Here is a 15,271-nt window from a genome sequence, read left to right as displayed (position 1 = left end):
GGCCGGACCCGTTCTGAGTCGCTTATACGGTTGACAGCGGATGGTTATGGCTGAACCAGATGCTGCCCGCGGCCACAACGGCGACGACAACACCCACAATCAGATGCACCCACATCGCCGCTGTCACGGCCGCAAAGCCCAGCACCCACGGTGCGACGACGGCCCATACGCCGAGGACAAGATTGACCCATTCCTCCACGTCATAGAAGGCGTAGAGAGCCGCTGCGGCGACCAGGGCGATGGCAGCGCCGACGATCCAGGCATTCCATGCGGCGCCGCTCTCGGCTGCGAAGCCGAGCAGCCATGGTGAGATCAGAAGAGCAAGACCGGCAACGGTATTGACGATATCGAGAGCCGTCCGGTTGCTCGAATTCAGGGACTTCAGCATCGTTCATTTCTCCTCATCTGTTGTTTGACATCATCGATCGACCGCCTCATGCGATGAGGCGACGGGTGCGGCGGCAGTGCTTGAAAGGCCGTCGCCGCGAAGCTCGATTTTCGTGGGTGCAGGTGGCAAAAAGCGTGCGCCTGCTTGCGATGCGAACAGAAATGGCGCCATCTCGTCGTCGGCGAACGCACCGCAAGCAATCTCCTGCAATGCCACCTCGCTCGCGCTTGCGCACCGCGGATCAAGCCTTGGTTCGGCACCCCGCCTTAGTGCGCGGGTGCGGGCTGCTGCCGCGAGCGACAAAGCGAACCTGTTCGGAAGAATGTTCTGGCAATCGAAAACGACATGCGGATCCATGACCCACCTCATGCAGCTTCCCGATTGGCCACAGGATGTGTTTGCGCGCTCTCGACATTTCGCTCCAGGGCAAGCAGCGCCTGCTCGACCTCATGGAGACGCGACGACCGGTCGTTCTCCGGCATGCCTTCGTTTGTTGCCTGGTCGAGAAGATATTCCGTCCAGGCCCAATTCATAAGGATCGAGCGCTTCGCTTGCAGCGAAAGGGAGGGATCAACAACGATGTCCATCGGCGACGACCACGTCGCCGGACCGGAAGAATCTCCTCGACTTGTCGCACCGTCCATGGCCTGCCCGTAGCTCTCGCTCAGCGGGGCAAGGCCAAGCCGGTCCAGTGTCGAGTCAGCGAAAGCATGGGACATTTTTTCGGTTCGGCGGCCGGTCATACGCTTTGCCGTAGCAGCAGCAGGCCGTTGCACGACATAAGTCAGACCGTGACGCTCGGCGTACCGGATGGCGGATCGCAGCGTGGGAAATTCGAGTTCCACCTGCGTCAGCATATCGCGATCACCCGTGTAACCCATCAAAGGTTCGACGAATGGGGCGCTGCTGCGCTCGAAGACGAGCCGCCAGCCCTTCGTTCGCGCTTTGCGCGACGTCGTAACGGAGCGGCACGGTTTGAAGATACGGGCAACGGCGTTTTCGGGAAACAGTGATTGCCCGAAGGAAAGTTTGCTCCGTTCGTTATCGTTCGACGCGCAGATAGTACCAGATATTGGGGTTTTCCGATGTGTGTCTCTTGCGGTCTCCATGGTTCTATCCCTCCCTATCGGCGAAGGATGAGCGGCGGCCGGCCAGGTGGCCGGCCGCCGCGCTCGTCAGCTTCTGATGGCGATGCGCTTGACCTGTGACTGCGCCTTTTCGGTCTTGGGCAGAGTGACAGTCAGAACGCCGTTCTTGAAGGTGGCGTCGACCTGGTCTTCCTTGACCTCGGTGCCGAGCGGGATGCGTCGTTCGAAGCGGCCGTAGTAGCGCTCCGAAAACTGCTTCTCCTTGTCTTCCGTTTCCGAACGCTTCTCACCCTTCAGCGTGAGCACGCCGTCATTGAGAAAGACCTCGATGTCCTTTTCTTCAAGACCGGGTACTTCGGCCGTAACCCTGATTTGCTTGTCAGTGTCCGAAATCTCGACACTCGGCCAGCCTGCACCGAAGCCGCCGGCGCCGCGATGTGACGGCAGGCCGGGGCCAAAGCCGCGAAAAACGTCGTCGAACAGCCGGTTGACCTCGCGGTGAAGCGACAGGAAAGGATCGCGGTCGTCGTCGCGAAGGAGACTCGGCATCTGATTGCCGTTGTTGCGGCCCCAGGGAATCAAATCACGAACACTCATGGCTTTACTCCTTTCTGGTGGTTCTTCGGCATTCCGGTGGGCGCCAGACGACGTCTGGCGCCACGTCTGCTCCCTGCTATTGGAACGCTTAGGCCGCCACCTGTTTCTCACCTTCGATCTGCTTTGTCTCGGCCTTGGGCAGCACTCCGTCGGCCTTGATCTCGATCTGGCGCGGCTTCATCTCTTCGGGAATTTCGTGCTTGAGATCGATGGTCAGCAGACCGTTGACCAGACCGGCGTCGACAACCTTGACATGATCGGCCAGTTCGAACCGACGCTGGAACGAGCGTCCGGCAATGCCGCGATGCAGATATTGAGCATCTTCGCTGTCTGCCTTCTGCCCTGATACCATGAGCATGTTCTGCTCTTGGGTGATTGCCAGCTCGTCCTGCGAGAAGCCCGCCACTGCCATGGCAATGCGGTAGTCGTTCTCGCCGGTCTTGACGATATCGTAGGGCGGCCAGTTGTCGATTGTCTCGGCGCGGCCTGCAGCCTCAAGCGCGTTCAACATTCGCTCAAAGCCGATGCTCGACCGGAACAGGGGAGAGAAATCGAGGTTTGTCCTCATAGCCATATCCTCCTTGCAAGCAACATGGACACAAGGAGACGCCAAGAGCGACCGGCGTCTCCTGGGCTTTCTGTCGATCCCTATTGGGCGATCAACAATACTAATATAATTCAGTGTCTTACGGTTTCAAGGGGACCGAATTTCTCGACGAGAAAAATTGATCTTTTCGAAGACGCCACCATATGTTCTGGAGCTTGAGCGAGGAGCAATTGTTATGACAATGACTTCACACGACGTCGTCGCCGTCCTTGGGCCCGCCGACAAAACGCTTGTGGCCGAGATCATCGCGACAGGTGCAACCCAAGCCGAGCTTGCCGAGGCGTTTGCATGGGCCAACAATGACGAGGCCCTGGTGGGTGAAGGGCGGCATCTACCGACCGGCAGGGTTGCTGCGCTTGTTGACCTGCTGAGGTCGGACGAAGAGGAACCCGATTAGAAAAGGCGGTTGACCCGCCTTCCCTGCACCGTCCTTCATCAGGCCGTGGTGAGCACGCTGACATCGCCCTGTCGATTGAGGACATCGACCACGACCTGGTGTCGAGACCGACGGATGGCCACGTCAGCCGAGCAATTGCCGATCAGCAGACGCCGCAAGATTACCTCGTCGAGAAACGAAGGAAGCCGCGGCACGCTGAAGTTGATCTGCAAATTATTCGGATCGAAGTCGAGGCCAAGGCAGGATTGCAGCAGCGACAAAGGGGCTGCTGCCGCCCATGCTTGCGGCGAGCAGGCAACCGGATAAGAGGTAGGACCGCGTGCGCGTTGACGTGGCAGGCCGCAGAGGAGTTCGGGAAGCCGCCGCAGGTCGATATAGGTCGCAGCGGCAAACAGCCCCTCGAAGATTCGCGCGGCTTCGGCGCGATAGCCATAGCGGGCAAGACCACTGGCGATCATGGCATTGTCATGTGGCCAGATCGAGCCATTGTGGTAGCTCATAGGATTGTAACGTGCTTCGGTCGAGGGAATGGTCCGGATGCCCCAGCCACAGAAGGAGGAAGCATTCATCAGGGTGCGGGTCACCTGTGCGACCCGTTCAGGATAAGCAATACCGGTGAACAGAGCATGGCCGGCATTGGAGGATCGGACCCGGCAAGGCCGTTTATCCCCGTCGAGAGCCAACACATAGGTGCCGAGTTCCTCATCGAAGAAGCTCATGTCGAAGGCGTGGCGCAGTCCCTCCGCGCGCGCGAGAAAGCTCGCCGCGCGCTCCGGCTTGCCCCTCCACCGGAAGATTTCGGCAGCACTTTGCCAAGCGCCGTAGACATAGGCTTGGACTTCGGCGATCGCGATTGGGCCCCGGGCCAATGTGCCATCGGCATGGAAGACCGAGTCGTGGCTATCCTTCCACGCCTGATTGATCAGGCCTTCTTCCGTCAGCCGCCCGTATTCGACGAAGCCGTCGCCATCGCGATCCCCATGTTCGTCGATCCATGTCAACGCCGCTTCGAGATTCGGCAGGAGACGGTCGATGGTCGCAAGGTCACCGGTTCGTTTAAGATACTCGCCGGCCAGCATCACGAAGAGCGGCGTCGAGTCGATGCTGCCATAGTAACGCCGGAAAGGAACCTCGCCGAGTTCGGCCATTTCGCCGCAACGCACTTCGTGCAGGATCTTGCCCGGCTCGGCGTCTGAAGCAGGATCGACGTTCGTCGCCTGATTGGCAGCAAGATGACCCAGAACCCCGCGGGCGATCTCCGGATCGAGCCAAAGTGTCTCAAGCGCCGTGATCAGGGCATCGCGGCCGAAAACGGTGCTGAACCAGGGAATGCCGGCATAAGGATAGGGGCCTTCCGGCTTGTCGGTGATCAGCATGTAGAGGTCAGAGGCGCTGCGCCGCGCGACTTCGTTGAAGATCTCGTTGGAAGTTGTGACCGACGCTGCGCGCGAGGAGGAGGCGCGCAACGCACGGCGGGCATCCCGCAAGGTAAGAAAGAAGGAAAGGCGGCTCAGTCGATCGGCGGAGGTATGGTCGCAGCCGATCTGGATAAAGAGCGATTTGGTCTCGTGCGGCTCCAGATGGAGGTCGTAAGTGACGAGATCGCTACGAATCTCGGCCGGTTCAGGCATGAAGGAAAGGCGCGTCGACCGCTTGCGATCGTCCAGGCCAATATAGGAAAGCAGGATCCAATCCTGTTCCACGACGGCGGGAAGATGGTGCCCTCGCCTTGCCCTTGCGGTGCCGCGGACTTCAAAAAGATCGGCGAAATCGGCCCCGAAAGAGATCTGAATGCGAACATGTTGCCGCCGCTCGTCATAATTCCTCACGGCCAGCCGTTCATAACAACAGGCATTCCAGAGAAAGCGTGATCTGCGCAGATGAATCACGTCATGGCCTAGAACCAGCCTTCCCTTGTCATCGAACTGATCAGGATTAGTAAGATCACAGGTCAGCGTGGCATTGTCATCCCGCAGCGTCGACGACAGAAGCATGGGCCGCTGTTCGTTGATCGTCAGGTAAAGATGCGAGAGATGACGGGTGTCCCGGTGAAAAAGGCCTTCCGGACTGCCGGGACCGGAAAGAGCATCGCCATTATGATCGAAGACGGCAAAAGTATCGCCGTGCTTCAAGGTACGCGGCCGGCGCTCCTGCAGCGATGCGGCGGCCGGAATGAAGAACTGAGCGACCGGCGCCGTCAGGCCTGACGATGCCTTGGCGGGGTTGCTGTCCGCAGACACGTTCGACATGCCTCCTCCTTGCCTCAGGCAACAGCCTGCAGGTCGGGCGCTTGACTACGCGACCGGCGGATCGGCGCAGCTTTGATGCGAACGCCCGGCAGGTTGCGATAGATGTCGAGATAGTCGCACGCCATTCGTTGTGCAGTGAAGCGCTTTTCAAACGCGGCCCGTACCTTGTGCCGATCGAGGCGCAGTGCCCATTCGACGTTTTCGGCCGCCTCGGTGACGCTGTCGACCAGGATGCCCGAGATGCCATTGTCAATGACCTCGGGAACCGAACCACAGCCGAAAGCGATGACCGGCGTGCCGCAGGCCATGGCTTCGATCATCACCAGCCCGAAGGGCTCCGGCCAGTCGATCGGGAAGAGCAGAGCGCCTGCATTTCCAAGGAAGGCAGCTTTCTCACGTTCATCGATCTCGCCGATGAATTCAACATGCGGATTGCTCTTTATCATCGGCTCGATGACGGTTTCCCAATAGGCCTTGTCGGCATTATCGATCTTGGCGGCGATCTTCAGCTGCATTCCGACCTTTGCCGCGATCTGGATCGCGCGATCGGGGCGCTTTTCCGGAGAGATCCGACCAAGAAAAGCCAGGTAATTGCCTCCAGGGTTTTGCGTGAAGGGAAGCAGATCAGCCGGCAGTCCATGATAGACCGTTCCGCGCCAGTCGACCGGCGGCATCGGACGGCGCTGGTCGTTGGAGATCGACACCATCGGAATATCCGGGAACGCCGCGTAGAACGGCTTGAGATCCGGCAGGTCGAGCCGGCCGTGCAGTGTGGTGACAGTGCGGTCGGCGAAATCGCGGATCAGCGGGAAATGCAGCAGGTCGATGTGGAAATGCAGCACGTCGAACTCATGCGCCCGCTGACGGATCTCCTCCAGCATCAAGACCTGATGCGGCAAATGTTCCTTGACCGCAGGGTTCAGCCGCAAGGCGACGTCCGCACATGACACGAGTGTCGCCCGGGTGACGGAATCGCCGCTGGCAAAAAGCGTGACCTCATGCCCCTGTGCCACGAGTTCTTCGGTAAGGTAGGAAACGATCCGCTCCGTTCCCCCATAGAGCTTTGGCGGAACGCTCTCGGCGAGCGGCGCAATCTGAGCGATCTTCATCGGCAAAACCTCCTCAGTTGAGCAAACAGTCGTCGGCAAAATCATGCCCGCGTCCTTTAGAGGCACACGGCGGGCCGGACGGAGGGTCAGGTTTCGAGTAGCGGTCGGCGCCGTCCTCCTTTCCAGTAGCTGCACAAGCCAAGGCCGGGAAGCCGGCGTACCGACGGTCTTCGACGACGCGTCCTGTGGGCACTCAAGGGAGCGGACGTATCTTGTTTCCCGGATGGCAGATCGCCTTTGTCCAAAGCCTTCAGCGCTTCGAGGATCTCGTCGTAGGATACAGCTTTTTCGGTCCCGGGGTAAAGGCGAAGGGCAGGTACGGATTCGATCGCGAAGATATCGGATGCCCATGAAGCGAGAATGGCCCGCTTCTCGTCGTTGCCGATGTCGGCGGCGTTAAGCACGTCACGCGGGTGACTGAAATGTTTCGCTGGATGAAGCAGATGTGCCGCGCTGATGGCAGCCATGGCGCTCTGCTGCATGGAATTGCTGATGCTTTCCTTTCTCATAGCTCGCTCCATTGATGTTGACCGATGGAACTTGGTTCATTCGATAGTGTGAGGCCCGCCCCGATGTCAGAGCGGGCCGAGTGGTTGCTATTAGAAGTCCATGCCGGCGCCGGCGGGCATAGCCGGAGCAGCTTCCTTCTTGGGCTTCTCAGCGATCATCGCTTCCGTCGTCACCAGCAGGCCGGCAACGGAGGCGGCGTCCTGAAGTGCGGTGCGCACCACCTTGGCCGGATCGATGACGCCCTGCGCGTAGAGATCGCCATATTCGCCGCTCTGGGCATTCCAGCCATAGGAGAATTCGCTCTTCTCGCGCAGCTTGCCGACAATGATGGAGCCTTCGGCGCCGGCGTTTTCGGCAATCTGGCGAACCGGGGCTTCGATCGCGCGGCGGACGATGTCGACGCCGACCCGCTGGTCGTCATTTGCCGTCTTGACGGCGTCGAGCGCCTTGACTGCACGCAGCAGCGCCACGCCGCCGCCCGGCAGAATGCCCTCCTCGACCGCTGCGCGGGTGGCATGCAGCGCGTCGTCGACGCGATCCTTTTTCTCCTTCACCTCGACCTCAGTCGAGCCGCCCACGCGGATGACGGCAACACCGCCGGCGAGCTTGGCGAGGCGTTCCTGCAGCTTCTCGCGGTCATAGTCGGAGGTGGTTTCCTCGATCTGCGCGCGGATCTGAGCGGTACGACCGTCGAGCTCCGCCTTCGAACCGGCACCGTCGATGATGGTGGTGTTTTCCTTTTCGATGGCCACCTTCTTTGCCCGGCCGAGCATATTGAGCGTCACATTCTCGAGCTTGATGCCGAGATCTTCGGAGATGACGGTGCCGCCGGTCAGGATGGCGATGTCTTCCAGCATGGCCTTGCGGCGGTCGCCGAAGCCAGGCGCCTTGACGGCGGCTATCTTCAGGCCGCCGCGCAGCTTGTTGACGACGAGCGTTGCGAGCGCTTCGCCTTCGACGTCTTCAGCGATGATGAGGAGCGGCTTGCCCGACTGAACGACGGCTTCGAGAACCGGCAGCATCGACTGCAGGTTCGACAGCTTCTTCTCATGAATGAGGATATAGGGATCCTCCAGTTCGACCCTCATCTTGTCCTGATTGGTGACGAAGTAGGGGCTGAGATAACCCCGGTCGAACTGCATGCCTTCGACGACTTCGAGTTCGGTTTCGGCAGTCTTGGCTTCCTCGACTGTGATCACACCCTCGTTGCCGACCTTTTCCATTGCTTCGGCGAGGTAACGGCCAATCTCGGCATCGCCATTGGCGGAGATCGTGCCGACCTGGGCAATTTCGGAATTGTTGGAGATCTTGCGGGCGTTGGTCTTCAGTTCCGCCACGATAGCGTCGACGGCGAGGTCGATGCCGCGCTTCAGGTCCATCGGGTTCAGGCCGGAGGCGACCGCCTTGGCACCCTCCTTGACGATCGCCTGGGCGAGCACCGTCGCCGTCGTGGTGCCGTCGCCGGCGAGGTCGTTCGTCTTCGACGCCACTTCGCGCAGCATCTGCGCACCCATGTTCTCGAACTTGTCTTCGAGCTCGATTTCCTTGGCGACCGAGACGCCGTCCTTGGTGATGCGCGGCGCGCCAAAGGATTTGTCGATGACGACGTTGCGGCCTTTCGGGCCAAGCGTTACCTTCACGGCATTGGCCAGCACATCGACCCCACGCAGCATGCGTTCACGGGCATCGCTATGGAATTTCACTTCTTTCGCAGCCATGCTTTAACTCCTTCAATAGGCAGCTTTTTTGACTAACGCGGGGCGAACGCCTCAGGCGGCGATCTTTTTGGCCGCCTGGGCTTCGATAACACCCATGACGTCGCTTTCCTTCATGATCAGCAGGTCCTCGCCGTCGATCTTGATCTCCGTGCCGGACCATTTGCCGAACAGGATGCGATCGCCGACCTTGACGTCGAGCGCCTGGATCTGGCCGGCATCATTGCGCGCACCAGGACCGACGGCGATGACCTCGCCTTCCTGCGGCTTTTCCTTGGCGGTGTCGGGAATGATGATGCCGCCCTTGGTCTTTTCTTCGGAATCGACGCGGCGGACGAGAATGCGGTCATGAAGCGGTCGGAACGACATGTTTTCCTCCAATGGACAAACAATAACGATGTTTTTCCCCTGGCCGGACCGGATGACCAGTCCGGGCGAGTGCAAACCTCTGTCGAGCGTTTTGCGCGCATTGATCTGGTTTTGCGATTTTTCGATTTCAAGAGGGCGCAGAGAAAAAATTAGCACTCACCCGAAGTGGCTGCTAACACCCTGAGAAGGAACAACAAAAGCCGCCGTTGCGTTGAGAATCCCGTTGATGGACGCCAAGATATGCGCCACCTTCTCGTTGTCGTGAAACGGAGATGAAGCATGCAATTTTCATCGGATCTAGAGCGCCAGCTCAGCGGTTACGGCCTTACCACTGCCCACATCCTCTACCGCCTTCCGGATTTCGAATCCGTTCTGCAGACTTATGTCTGGCAGGATTACGACCTCGCCCCGGGCTTTCCGGAAATGCACAAGTTCCTCGATTTCTGGCAGTCCAACCTTGACGGACCGCTGCATTCCGTCCGCTATAGCCATCAGCGGCTGATCGGACCGAATGAATGGCGTCGGGTCATTGGCGAGTTAAGGCTGCACTAGTTCGAACCGGACACATTCCACATCGGCCAGGCATTGCTGCCATAGCTTTCGTCAACCTGCACGGAATCTATGCAAAAGCCCGAGTTCACTCGTGCTCGGCAGGGCATGGCCAATTTGAAGGCGCAGAAAGGCCTGCCGGCAATTTGGTCGAGGCATCGCCGCAGGCCAGGTCGATCTGCGCCTGCTCGAGGCCGGCGGCAGCCGAGAGGTCAAGGCCTTCGATGCGGGTCAGGAACATGAAGGCGCGCTCGAACGTCGCCGGGCCTTCGAAGACGGCGCTGGAGAGATCGGCGCGGGAGAGATTGGCGAAGGAGAATTTCACCCCCGTCAGTACCGCCTTATCGAAATCGGCGCGGCCGAGTTCGGCCTTTTCAAAGCTCGCGCCGGAAAGCCGGGCACCCGCGAAATTGGCGCGCTGCAGCTCGGCCCCGGCAAAGGACGCGGCGTCCGCGACAATATTGGCGAAGCTGGCGCGATAGGCCTCGATCTTGGCGAAGTTGGCCCCTTCGGCATGTGCCCCCTCAAGCGAGGCGCGCACCAAGCTCGCCTTTTCCAGATTGGCGGATTTCAAATTCGAACCGCTGAGATCGGTCAGCGAGAAATCGGTGCTGAAGAGATTGGCGCCTTGGAGATCACTGCCCTGCAGCATCAGGTTCTTCTTCGTGCATTCCTGCCAGTCGAGCTTCGGCGAGGCCGTGCTGCCGCAATCGGCAGCACGCGAGGAAATCGGAGCAGCGGCGAGAAGAAGGAAGGCAAGGAGGCCGAGCGGCGATCTATGCATTACCATTGAATTGTTGATCTCCATGACGCTTATCACGCCGCCTCTCGCGAAGCAGGCGGCCTCTCTTTTCTACACAGCTCAGAATACAATAAAAAGATGGTGACCGCTCCGGCAATGATTTGCCGGTTCACTCCGTCCAGCGAGCGCTCGTCCCTCCGTCGGCCTTGGGCAGGCAGCTCAATCGGCCTCGCCGGGCAGGCGAAGCTCCATGCAGGTGAGGTCCAGCCAGCGGCCGAACTTGGTGCCGACCTCGGAAAATCTGCCGGCAATGCGGAAGCCGAGCTTTTCGTGCAGCCGGATCGAGGCTGTGTTATCAGCCTCGATGCCGGCGATCATCACATGGATATTGGCGGCCGCCGCACGCGCGATCAATTCGCGCATCAGGGCCTCGCCGATGCCGGCGCCGCGATGATCCTTTTCGACATAGACGGAATGTTCGACGGTGTGGCGATAGCCTTCGAAGGCGCGCCAGTCGCCATAGGAGGCGTAGCCCGCGACCTTGCCCGCCATCTCGGCGACGATGACCGGAAAGCCGCGGCCCTTGCGCGCGCTCAGCCATTCCCGTCGGTTTTCGAGATCGACGAACGTTTCGTTCCAGATCGCCGTCGTGTGCTCGACGGCATGATTGTAGATATCCCGGATGGCTGGAAGATCGGCTTCGGTGGCGTCGCGGAGAAGGACGGCGTCTGTCATGATCACCCGGTTCGGATTGACTGCCGGATTGGCATACGCTGCCAATCAAAAGATGTAAACGGCTGACACGCCAGAGAAAGGCTCGCGGGACGCGCTCGGCAGGCCGCAGCTCAGAAGGCTGGCATCGGCAGGCTGAAACAGGTGAAGACGGCTGAATAATGCACAGCCGCGGCGATGACGACGAAACCGTGCCAGATGGCGTTCTGGAAACGTAGTTTCTCCCAGACGTGGAAGATGACGCCGAGCGAGTAGATAACGCCGCCGATAACGATCAACAGCATCGAAGCGGAGGGAATGCGCGCGGCGACAGGCCCCGCCACCAGCACGCCGCTCCAACCCATGGCTAGGTAAAGCAGGATGGCGAGGCGGTCATAGCGCCCTGGAAACACGCATTTCAGGACGATGCCGACAGCTGCGAATAGCCATATCGCCATCAGCATGAAGAAGAGCAGCGGATCGTCGGCGCCGCGTTCGAGAAAGGGCGTATAGGTGGCGGCGATCAGGATGAAGATCGCCGAATGATCGAAGCGGCGCAGGAACCATTTGGTGCGCGAGACCGGCCAGAGATTGTAGGAAAAGGAGATGGCAAGCGTCAGCACCAGTCCGACGCCATAGATCCAGGCGGCGGCGAGCGCGCCGTGGGAGCTCCAGACCGTGGCGTAGAAGATCAGAGCGGTGGCGCCGATCAGCGCCAGCACGAGACCGACGCCATGGACGATGCCGTCGGCGATCAGCTCATATTTGTCGTAAGCCCAGCGAATGCCGTTAAACTCGGCCATGCACGCCAACCCGTTTCGTACCCATGGCGATGGTCGCACCGAACGGGCGGGGGCGCAACTACGGCGCATCGTGCGCGTGGTAAATCTTCGTGACAGACCACACAGGCGACCTCGACGGCGGCGCAGATTCAGATCTTCTGCCGCTCGACCAGCACGGAGCACTTGGCGTGCCGCACGACACGGTCGGCCGTGGCGCCGATAAAGTAGTTGGAAAAGTCCGGAATATGCGAGGCGAGGATGATGAGGTCGGCGCCGTGGCTTTCGGCGGCTGCGATGATGGCTTTGGCCGGCGGACCGTTGCGGATGTCGATCGTCGCCGTGACCCCGGTTGCGGCGACCAGCGCCTCCAGCTTGTCGCGGCCATCCTTCATGGCGTCCTCGAGCATGTTGGCCGGCAGTTCGATCGCGACATAGGTCGGCACATCCTCGACGACGTTGAGCGCGACAATCTGGCCGCCCGCGTCGAGCAGCGAGGCGGCCTTGCGGAGAATGTTCTCTCCCCTGTCGAGGCTGCCGAGCGCGATCGCCACGATGATTTTCCTGTACATGGCTCCCTCCATGACTGAGATGCATAAGCTTGCTCAGATGAAGATATGGGCGCATTGACTCCGATCAAGCCGGTGAAGGTCATCGTCAACATCTGCTCAACGCTTCATCCTCAAAAACAAGCCTTCTGTGAACAATCGGGATAGGCCATATAGAGATCAACGGCAACCGAAGAGACCAGGCGCATGAACCGGCGAGACTTCCTCGGATTTGCCACGGGCGGCATGGTTGCCGCCACCGCCGGTACACCTTCAACTGCAGAGGCAGGAGACCCATTGATGACGACAGAAACATCCTATGCGCTGACGCGGCCTGCCTATATCGACCAGTCGCATCTCGTCGTCACCGACCTCGGCCTCGTTTCCGGCTTCTATCAGTCGATGCTCGGCCTGAAGGTCATCGAGAAGACGACGAGCGGCGAAGTGCTGGGTGTCGGGGGCCATCCGCTGCTGACGCTGACCACGGCAAAGGACGCGGCAGTCGCGCCACGGAATGCCGCAGGCCTTTTCCACACAGCCTTCCTGATGCCCGACCGCATCGAACTGGCGCGCTGGCTGCGCCACGCCGCCCAAAACAACGTTGTGCTCGACGGCGCCTCGGACCATCTCGTCAGCGAGGCGATCTACCTTTCCGATCCCGAGGGCAACGGCATCGAAATTTATGCCGATCGGCCACACGAGGGATGGAAATTCCTTGAGGATGGTATGGTCGAAATGGCGACGCGGCGGCTAGACCTGCAGGCTCTTTATAACAGCGCACCGGAGGATCGCTGGGGCGGCATGGCTGAGGGAACGGCAATCGGCCATCTGCACCTGCAGGTCGGCAATATCCCGCAGGCCGACGCCTTCTACCGCGACGTGCTCGGTCTCAAGCTGATGGCCCGTTATCCCGGCGCGAGCTTCTTTGCGACCGGCGGCTATCACCACCATCTCGCCGCCAACATCTGGAACAGCCAGGGCGCCACCGCCCGCGCCGACAATATGACCGGGCTTTCGGACTACCGGATCCGTTTCAACGACAAGACGACGCTCGACGCGGCGGTTTCCAGGCTCGACGCGCTGGAGCTCAACAGCGAGAAGCGCGACGGCGGCGTCTTCCTCAAAGATCCCTGGGGCATCGGCCTGACACTTTCGGCCTGAACCTGAAAACCCTATTGAACCTTCTCGGTTCCTGATGGCGTCGTCACCTGCGTCGGTCCGCCGCCGTTTCCGCTCGGCGTTGGCGACCGGTCTGTCGCTTCGGGCGGCCGTGCAGGGCCGGAGGCCGGGTCGTTATTGAAGGCGCCGGGACCGGAGGGCTGCGTATTGATCGCATCCGGCTTGGTCGAAGCCGTTGCAGTCGGATCATTGTTGCTGGGATCGGGCCAGATTGCAACGCTCACGCCGGCAATGATGAGAACTGCCGCGCCCGCCGCAAGAACGGCCCAAACCCACCAACGCTGCTGATCGGCGGCTTTCAGCCTCGCCTCGTCCGCATAAGGGGGATTGCTCGAATAGGTCTCGGTGGTTTTCGTCTGATCGGGATCTGCAATCACGAGCACTCTCCTTCCGAGGTCGAACGCCAGCGACGGCGAGGTTGTTCCGGCGGCAGGATCAAATCGGCGGACGAACCGATGAAAGGGCGGGCGCTTCAGCGCCCTTACAACAGCGCCATGGGCCGGCGGAACCGGAACCGCATCAGCGCGTTTTTGTGGCGAAGCAATCTGGCTTCGGGGACCTCAACGCATGGGCATCGCCAACGGCATCCGCAAACACGCAAAGAAGATCGCCATCGGCGAACGCCAAACCAGCGCCTGGGCTAAGTCGTTGCAGGAGACGGCGGAGGCATTGCCGTCCCCGCCGGTGCATCGGCTTGAGAAGGACGGGCTCGACATCAGCATGGCCTGGGCGATCATCGGCATCTTCGGCATCCTCGGCCTTGCCGCCGTCTATACGATGTCGCTGATCCTGATTCCGGTCACCCTTGCCGTCGTCGTCGGTATGATCCTCGGCCTTGCCGCAGAAAACCTCAGCAAAATGGGTGTACCAAGGCTTGCCAACGCTTTCCTCCTGTCAAGCGGTGTGGCTCTGGTCATCGTCCTGGTGGTTAGTTCGCTTGCCGACCCGCTGGCGACGCTTGCCAACGAAGCTCCGGCTTTCATCGAACGGACGATCAGCCGCGTCCTGCCTTATCTGGAGCGCATCGAATGGCTGCACATCACGCCTGCGACTTTTGAAAGCGGGCCGATGTCGATCGGCGCGCTGCTGGAAAACACCGGTAACGTGCTGCATGTGGTGACAACAAGCCTGACGCCGGCGCTGATCCAGGGGCTGATCTTCTTCGCCGCGCTGCTCCTCTTTCTTGCCAGCCGGGTCAATCTGCGCAAGACGATCATCATGACCTTCCGCACCCGCCCGCAACGACTGGCGGCGATCCGCGTCATCAATGGCGTCGAGCAGGTGCTCGGCTTCTATTTCGCCACCGCTTCGCTGATCTACATCGGGCTTGGCGTCGTCATGACCATCATCGCCTATGCGAGCGGCTTGTCGGCGCCGGTGCTCTGGGGCTTCTTCGCCTTCCTGTCGAGCTTCATTCCCTATCTCGGCATCACGCTGATGACGCTCTCCGTCGCCATCGCCGGGATCATCACCTATGACGGCTTCATCGTCGGTCTGGTGCCGGCGGCAGCCTTCTTCACCGTGCATCTCGTCATGGAGAACCTGATCTTTCCAGCGGTGATGGGGCGGCGGCTGGAAATCAATCCGTTTATCGTCTTCCTCGCCATCCTGTTCTGGACCTGGATGTGGGGTGCCGTCGGCGCAATGCTGGCGCTGCCGCTGTCGCTGATCGTCATGACTATCATCGAGGAACTGCTGATCGAGGAAAAACCGCAGCCGCAATTGCCGAAGTGA

The 15,271-nt window shown here is 60.3% G+C and carries 19 protein-coding genes; 4 read left to right on the top strand and 15 right to left on the bottom strand.

The window, feature by feature from the left end; genetic code table 11:
• Positions 1–22: 22 nt before the first annotated feature.
• The 5 genes from PH551_RS11400 to PH551_RS11380 all read right to left on the bottom strand — a co-directional run bounded on the left by PH551_RS11400 (position 23) and on the right by PH551_RS11380 (position 2,641).
• A complete protein-coding gene (locus PH551_RS11400) occupies positions 23–388 on the bottom strand; it encodes an SPW repeat protein (protein WP_285193069.1) in 366 nt (121 codons plus the stop codon).
• Positions 389–418: 30 nt separating this feature from the next.
• The gene (locus PH551_RS11395) at positions 419–745 is read right to left on the bottom strand and encodes a DNA-directed RNA polymerase subunit omega (protein ID WP_285193141.1); all 327 of its coding nucleotides are present in this window, start codon (positions 743–745) and stop codon (positions 419–421) included.
• Between the two features lie 8 nt (positions 746–753).
• Entirely contained in the window at positions 754–1,497 is a 744-nt protein-coding gene (locus tag PH551_RS11390; RefSeq protein WP_285193068.1) for an NADH dehydrogenase ubiquinone Fe-S protein 4, read from the bottom strand.
• 66 nt (positions 1,498–1,563) lie between these two features.
• Positions 1,564–2,073 (bottom strand): Hsp20/alpha crystallin family protein, encoded by a 510-nt coding sequence (locus PH551_RS11385; RefSeq protein WP_285193067.1) that lies wholly within the window; start codon positions 2,071–2,073, stop codon positions 1,564–1,566.
• 88 nt (positions 2,074–2,161) lie between these two features.
• Positions 2,162–2,641, bottom strand: coding sequence for an Hsp20 family protein (locus PH551_RS11380; protein WP_183703719.1), 480 nt, complete (start codon positions 2,639–2,641; stop codon positions 2,162–2,164).
• A 214-nt stretch (positions 2,642–2,855) separates the two neighbouring features.
• Here PH551_RS11380 and PH551_RS11375 point away from each other — a divergent pair, with 214 nt between their 5' ends.
• On the top strand, positions 2,856–3,077 hold the full coding sequence (locus PH551_RS11375; RefSeq protein ID WP_085777474.1) for a hypothetical protein: 222 nt from the start codon (positions 2,856–2,858) through the stop codon (positions 3,075–3,077).
• Between the two features lie 38 nt (positions 3,078–3,115).
• Here the strand turns inward: PH551_RS11375 and PH551_RS11370 are convergent, their stop codons facing one another.
• The 5 genes from PH551_RS11370 to groES form a co-directional block, all read right to left on the bottom strand.
• On the bottom strand, positions 3,116–5,326 hold the full coding sequence (locus PH551_RS11370) for an amylo-alpha-1,6-glucosidase (RefSeq protein WP_285193066.1): 2,211 nt from the start codon (positions 5,324–5,326) through the stop codon (positions 3,116–3,118).
• A gap of 14 nt (positions 5,327–5,340) precedes the next feature.
• Positions 5,341–6,435 carry a glycosyltransferase family 4 protein gene (locus PH551_RS11365; RefSeq protein ID WP_085777472.1) on the bottom strand — a complete coding sequence of 365 codons (1,095 nt, stop codon included), beginning with the start codon at positions 6,433–6,435 and terminating at the stop codon, positions 5,341–5,343.
• An 86-nt stretch (positions 6,436–6,521) separates the two neighbouring features.
• Positions 6,522–6,944, bottom strand: coding sequence for a hypothetical protein (locus PH551_RS11360; protein ID WP_285193065.1), 423 nt, complete (start codon positions 6,942–6,944; stop codon positions 6,522–6,524).
• 90 nt (positions 6,945–7,034) lie between these two features.
• Positions 7,035–8,663: a chaperonin GroEL gene (gene groL, locus PH551_RS11355; RefSeq protein WP_085777470.1), complete on the bottom strand. Its 1,629-nt coding sequence runs from the start codon at positions 8,661–8,663 to the stop codon at positions 7,035–7,037.
• A 51-nt stretch (positions 8,664–8,714) separates the two neighbouring features.
• The gene (gene groES, locus PH551_RS11350; protein WP_097599849.1) at positions 8,715–9,029 is read right to left on the bottom strand and encodes a co-chaperone GroES; all 315 of its coding nucleotides are present in this window, start codon (positions 9,027–9,029) and stop codon (positions 8,715–8,717) included.
• A gap of 279 nt (positions 9,030–9,308) precedes the next feature.
• Between groES and PH551_RS11345 the strand changes: the two genes are divergently transcribed.
• Positions 9,309–9,581, top strand: coding sequence for an usg protein (locus PH551_RS11345; protein ID WP_085777468.1), 273 nt, complete (start codon positions 9,309–9,311; stop codon positions 9,579–9,581).
• Between the two features lie 85 nt (positions 9,582–9,666).
• On the opposite strand, the gene PH551_RS11340 is transcribed toward PH551_RS11345, so the two are convergent.
• The 4 genes from PH551_RS11340 to PH551_RS11325 all read right to left on the bottom strand — a co-directional run bounded on the left by PH551_RS11340 (position 9,667) and on the right by PH551_RS11325 (position 12,382).
• Positions 9,667–10,368, bottom strand: a complete 702-nt coding sequence (locus tag PH551_RS11340) for a pentapeptide repeat-containing protein (protein ID WP_285193064.1) — start codon at positions 10,366–10,368, stop codon at positions 9,667–9,669.
• A gap of 171 nt (positions 10,369–10,539) precedes the next feature.
• Positions 10,540–11,100 carry a GNAT family N-acetyltransferase gene (locus PH551_RS11335; RefSeq protein WP_285193063.1) on the bottom strand — a complete coding sequence of 187 codons (561 nt, stop codon included), beginning with the start codon at positions 11,098–11,100 and terminating at the stop codon, positions 10,540–10,542.
• 65 nt (positions 11,101–11,165) lie between these two features.
• The gene (gene trhA, locus PH551_RS11330; protein WP_221113205.1) at positions 11,166–11,834 is read right to left on the bottom strand and encodes a PAQR family membrane homeostasis protein TrhA; all 669 of its coding nucleotides are present in this window, start codon (positions 11,832–11,834) and stop codon (positions 11,166–11,168) included.
• Positions 11,835–11,962: 128 nt separating this feature from the next.
• On the bottom strand, positions 11,963–12,382 hold the full coding sequence (locus tag PH551_RS11325; RefSeq protein ID WP_085777466.1) for a universal stress protein: 420 nt from the start codon (positions 12,380–12,382) through the stop codon (positions 11,963–11,965).
• Positions 12,383–12,565: 183 nt separating this feature from the next.
• On the opposite strand from PH551_RS11325, the gene PH551_RS11320 reads away from it, so the two are divergent.
• Positions 12,566–13,519 carry a VOC family protein gene (locus tag PH551_RS11320; RefSeq protein ID WP_285193062.1) on the top strand — a complete coding sequence of 318 codons (954 nt, stop codon included), beginning with the start codon at positions 12,566–12,568 and terminating at the stop codon, positions 13,517–13,519.
• 11 nt (positions 13,520–13,530) lie between these two features.
• On the opposite strand, the gene PH551_RS11315 is transcribed toward PH551_RS11320, so the two are convergent.
• Positions 13,531–13,914: a hypothetical protein gene (locus tag PH551_RS11315; RefSeq protein ID WP_285193061.1), complete on the bottom strand. Its 384-nt coding sequence runs from the start codon at positions 13,912–13,914 to the stop codon at positions 13,531–13,533.
• A 190-nt stretch (positions 13,915–14,104) separates the two neighbouring features.
• Between PH551_RS11315 and PH551_RS11310 the strand changes: the two genes are divergently transcribed.
• The gene (locus PH551_RS11310) at positions 14,105–15,271 is read left to right on the top strand and encodes an AI-2E family transporter (protein WP_285193060.1); all 1,167 of its coding nucleotides are present in this window, start codon (positions 14,105–14,107) and stop codon (positions 15,269–15,271) included.

This window comes from Rhizobium atlanticum (assembly GCF_030182485.1).
Lineage (GTDB): Bacteria > Pseudomonadota > Alphaproteobacteria > Rhizobiales > Rhizobiaceae > Rhizobium.
This window is presented reverse-complemented; position numbering and strand designations above follow the sequence as displayed.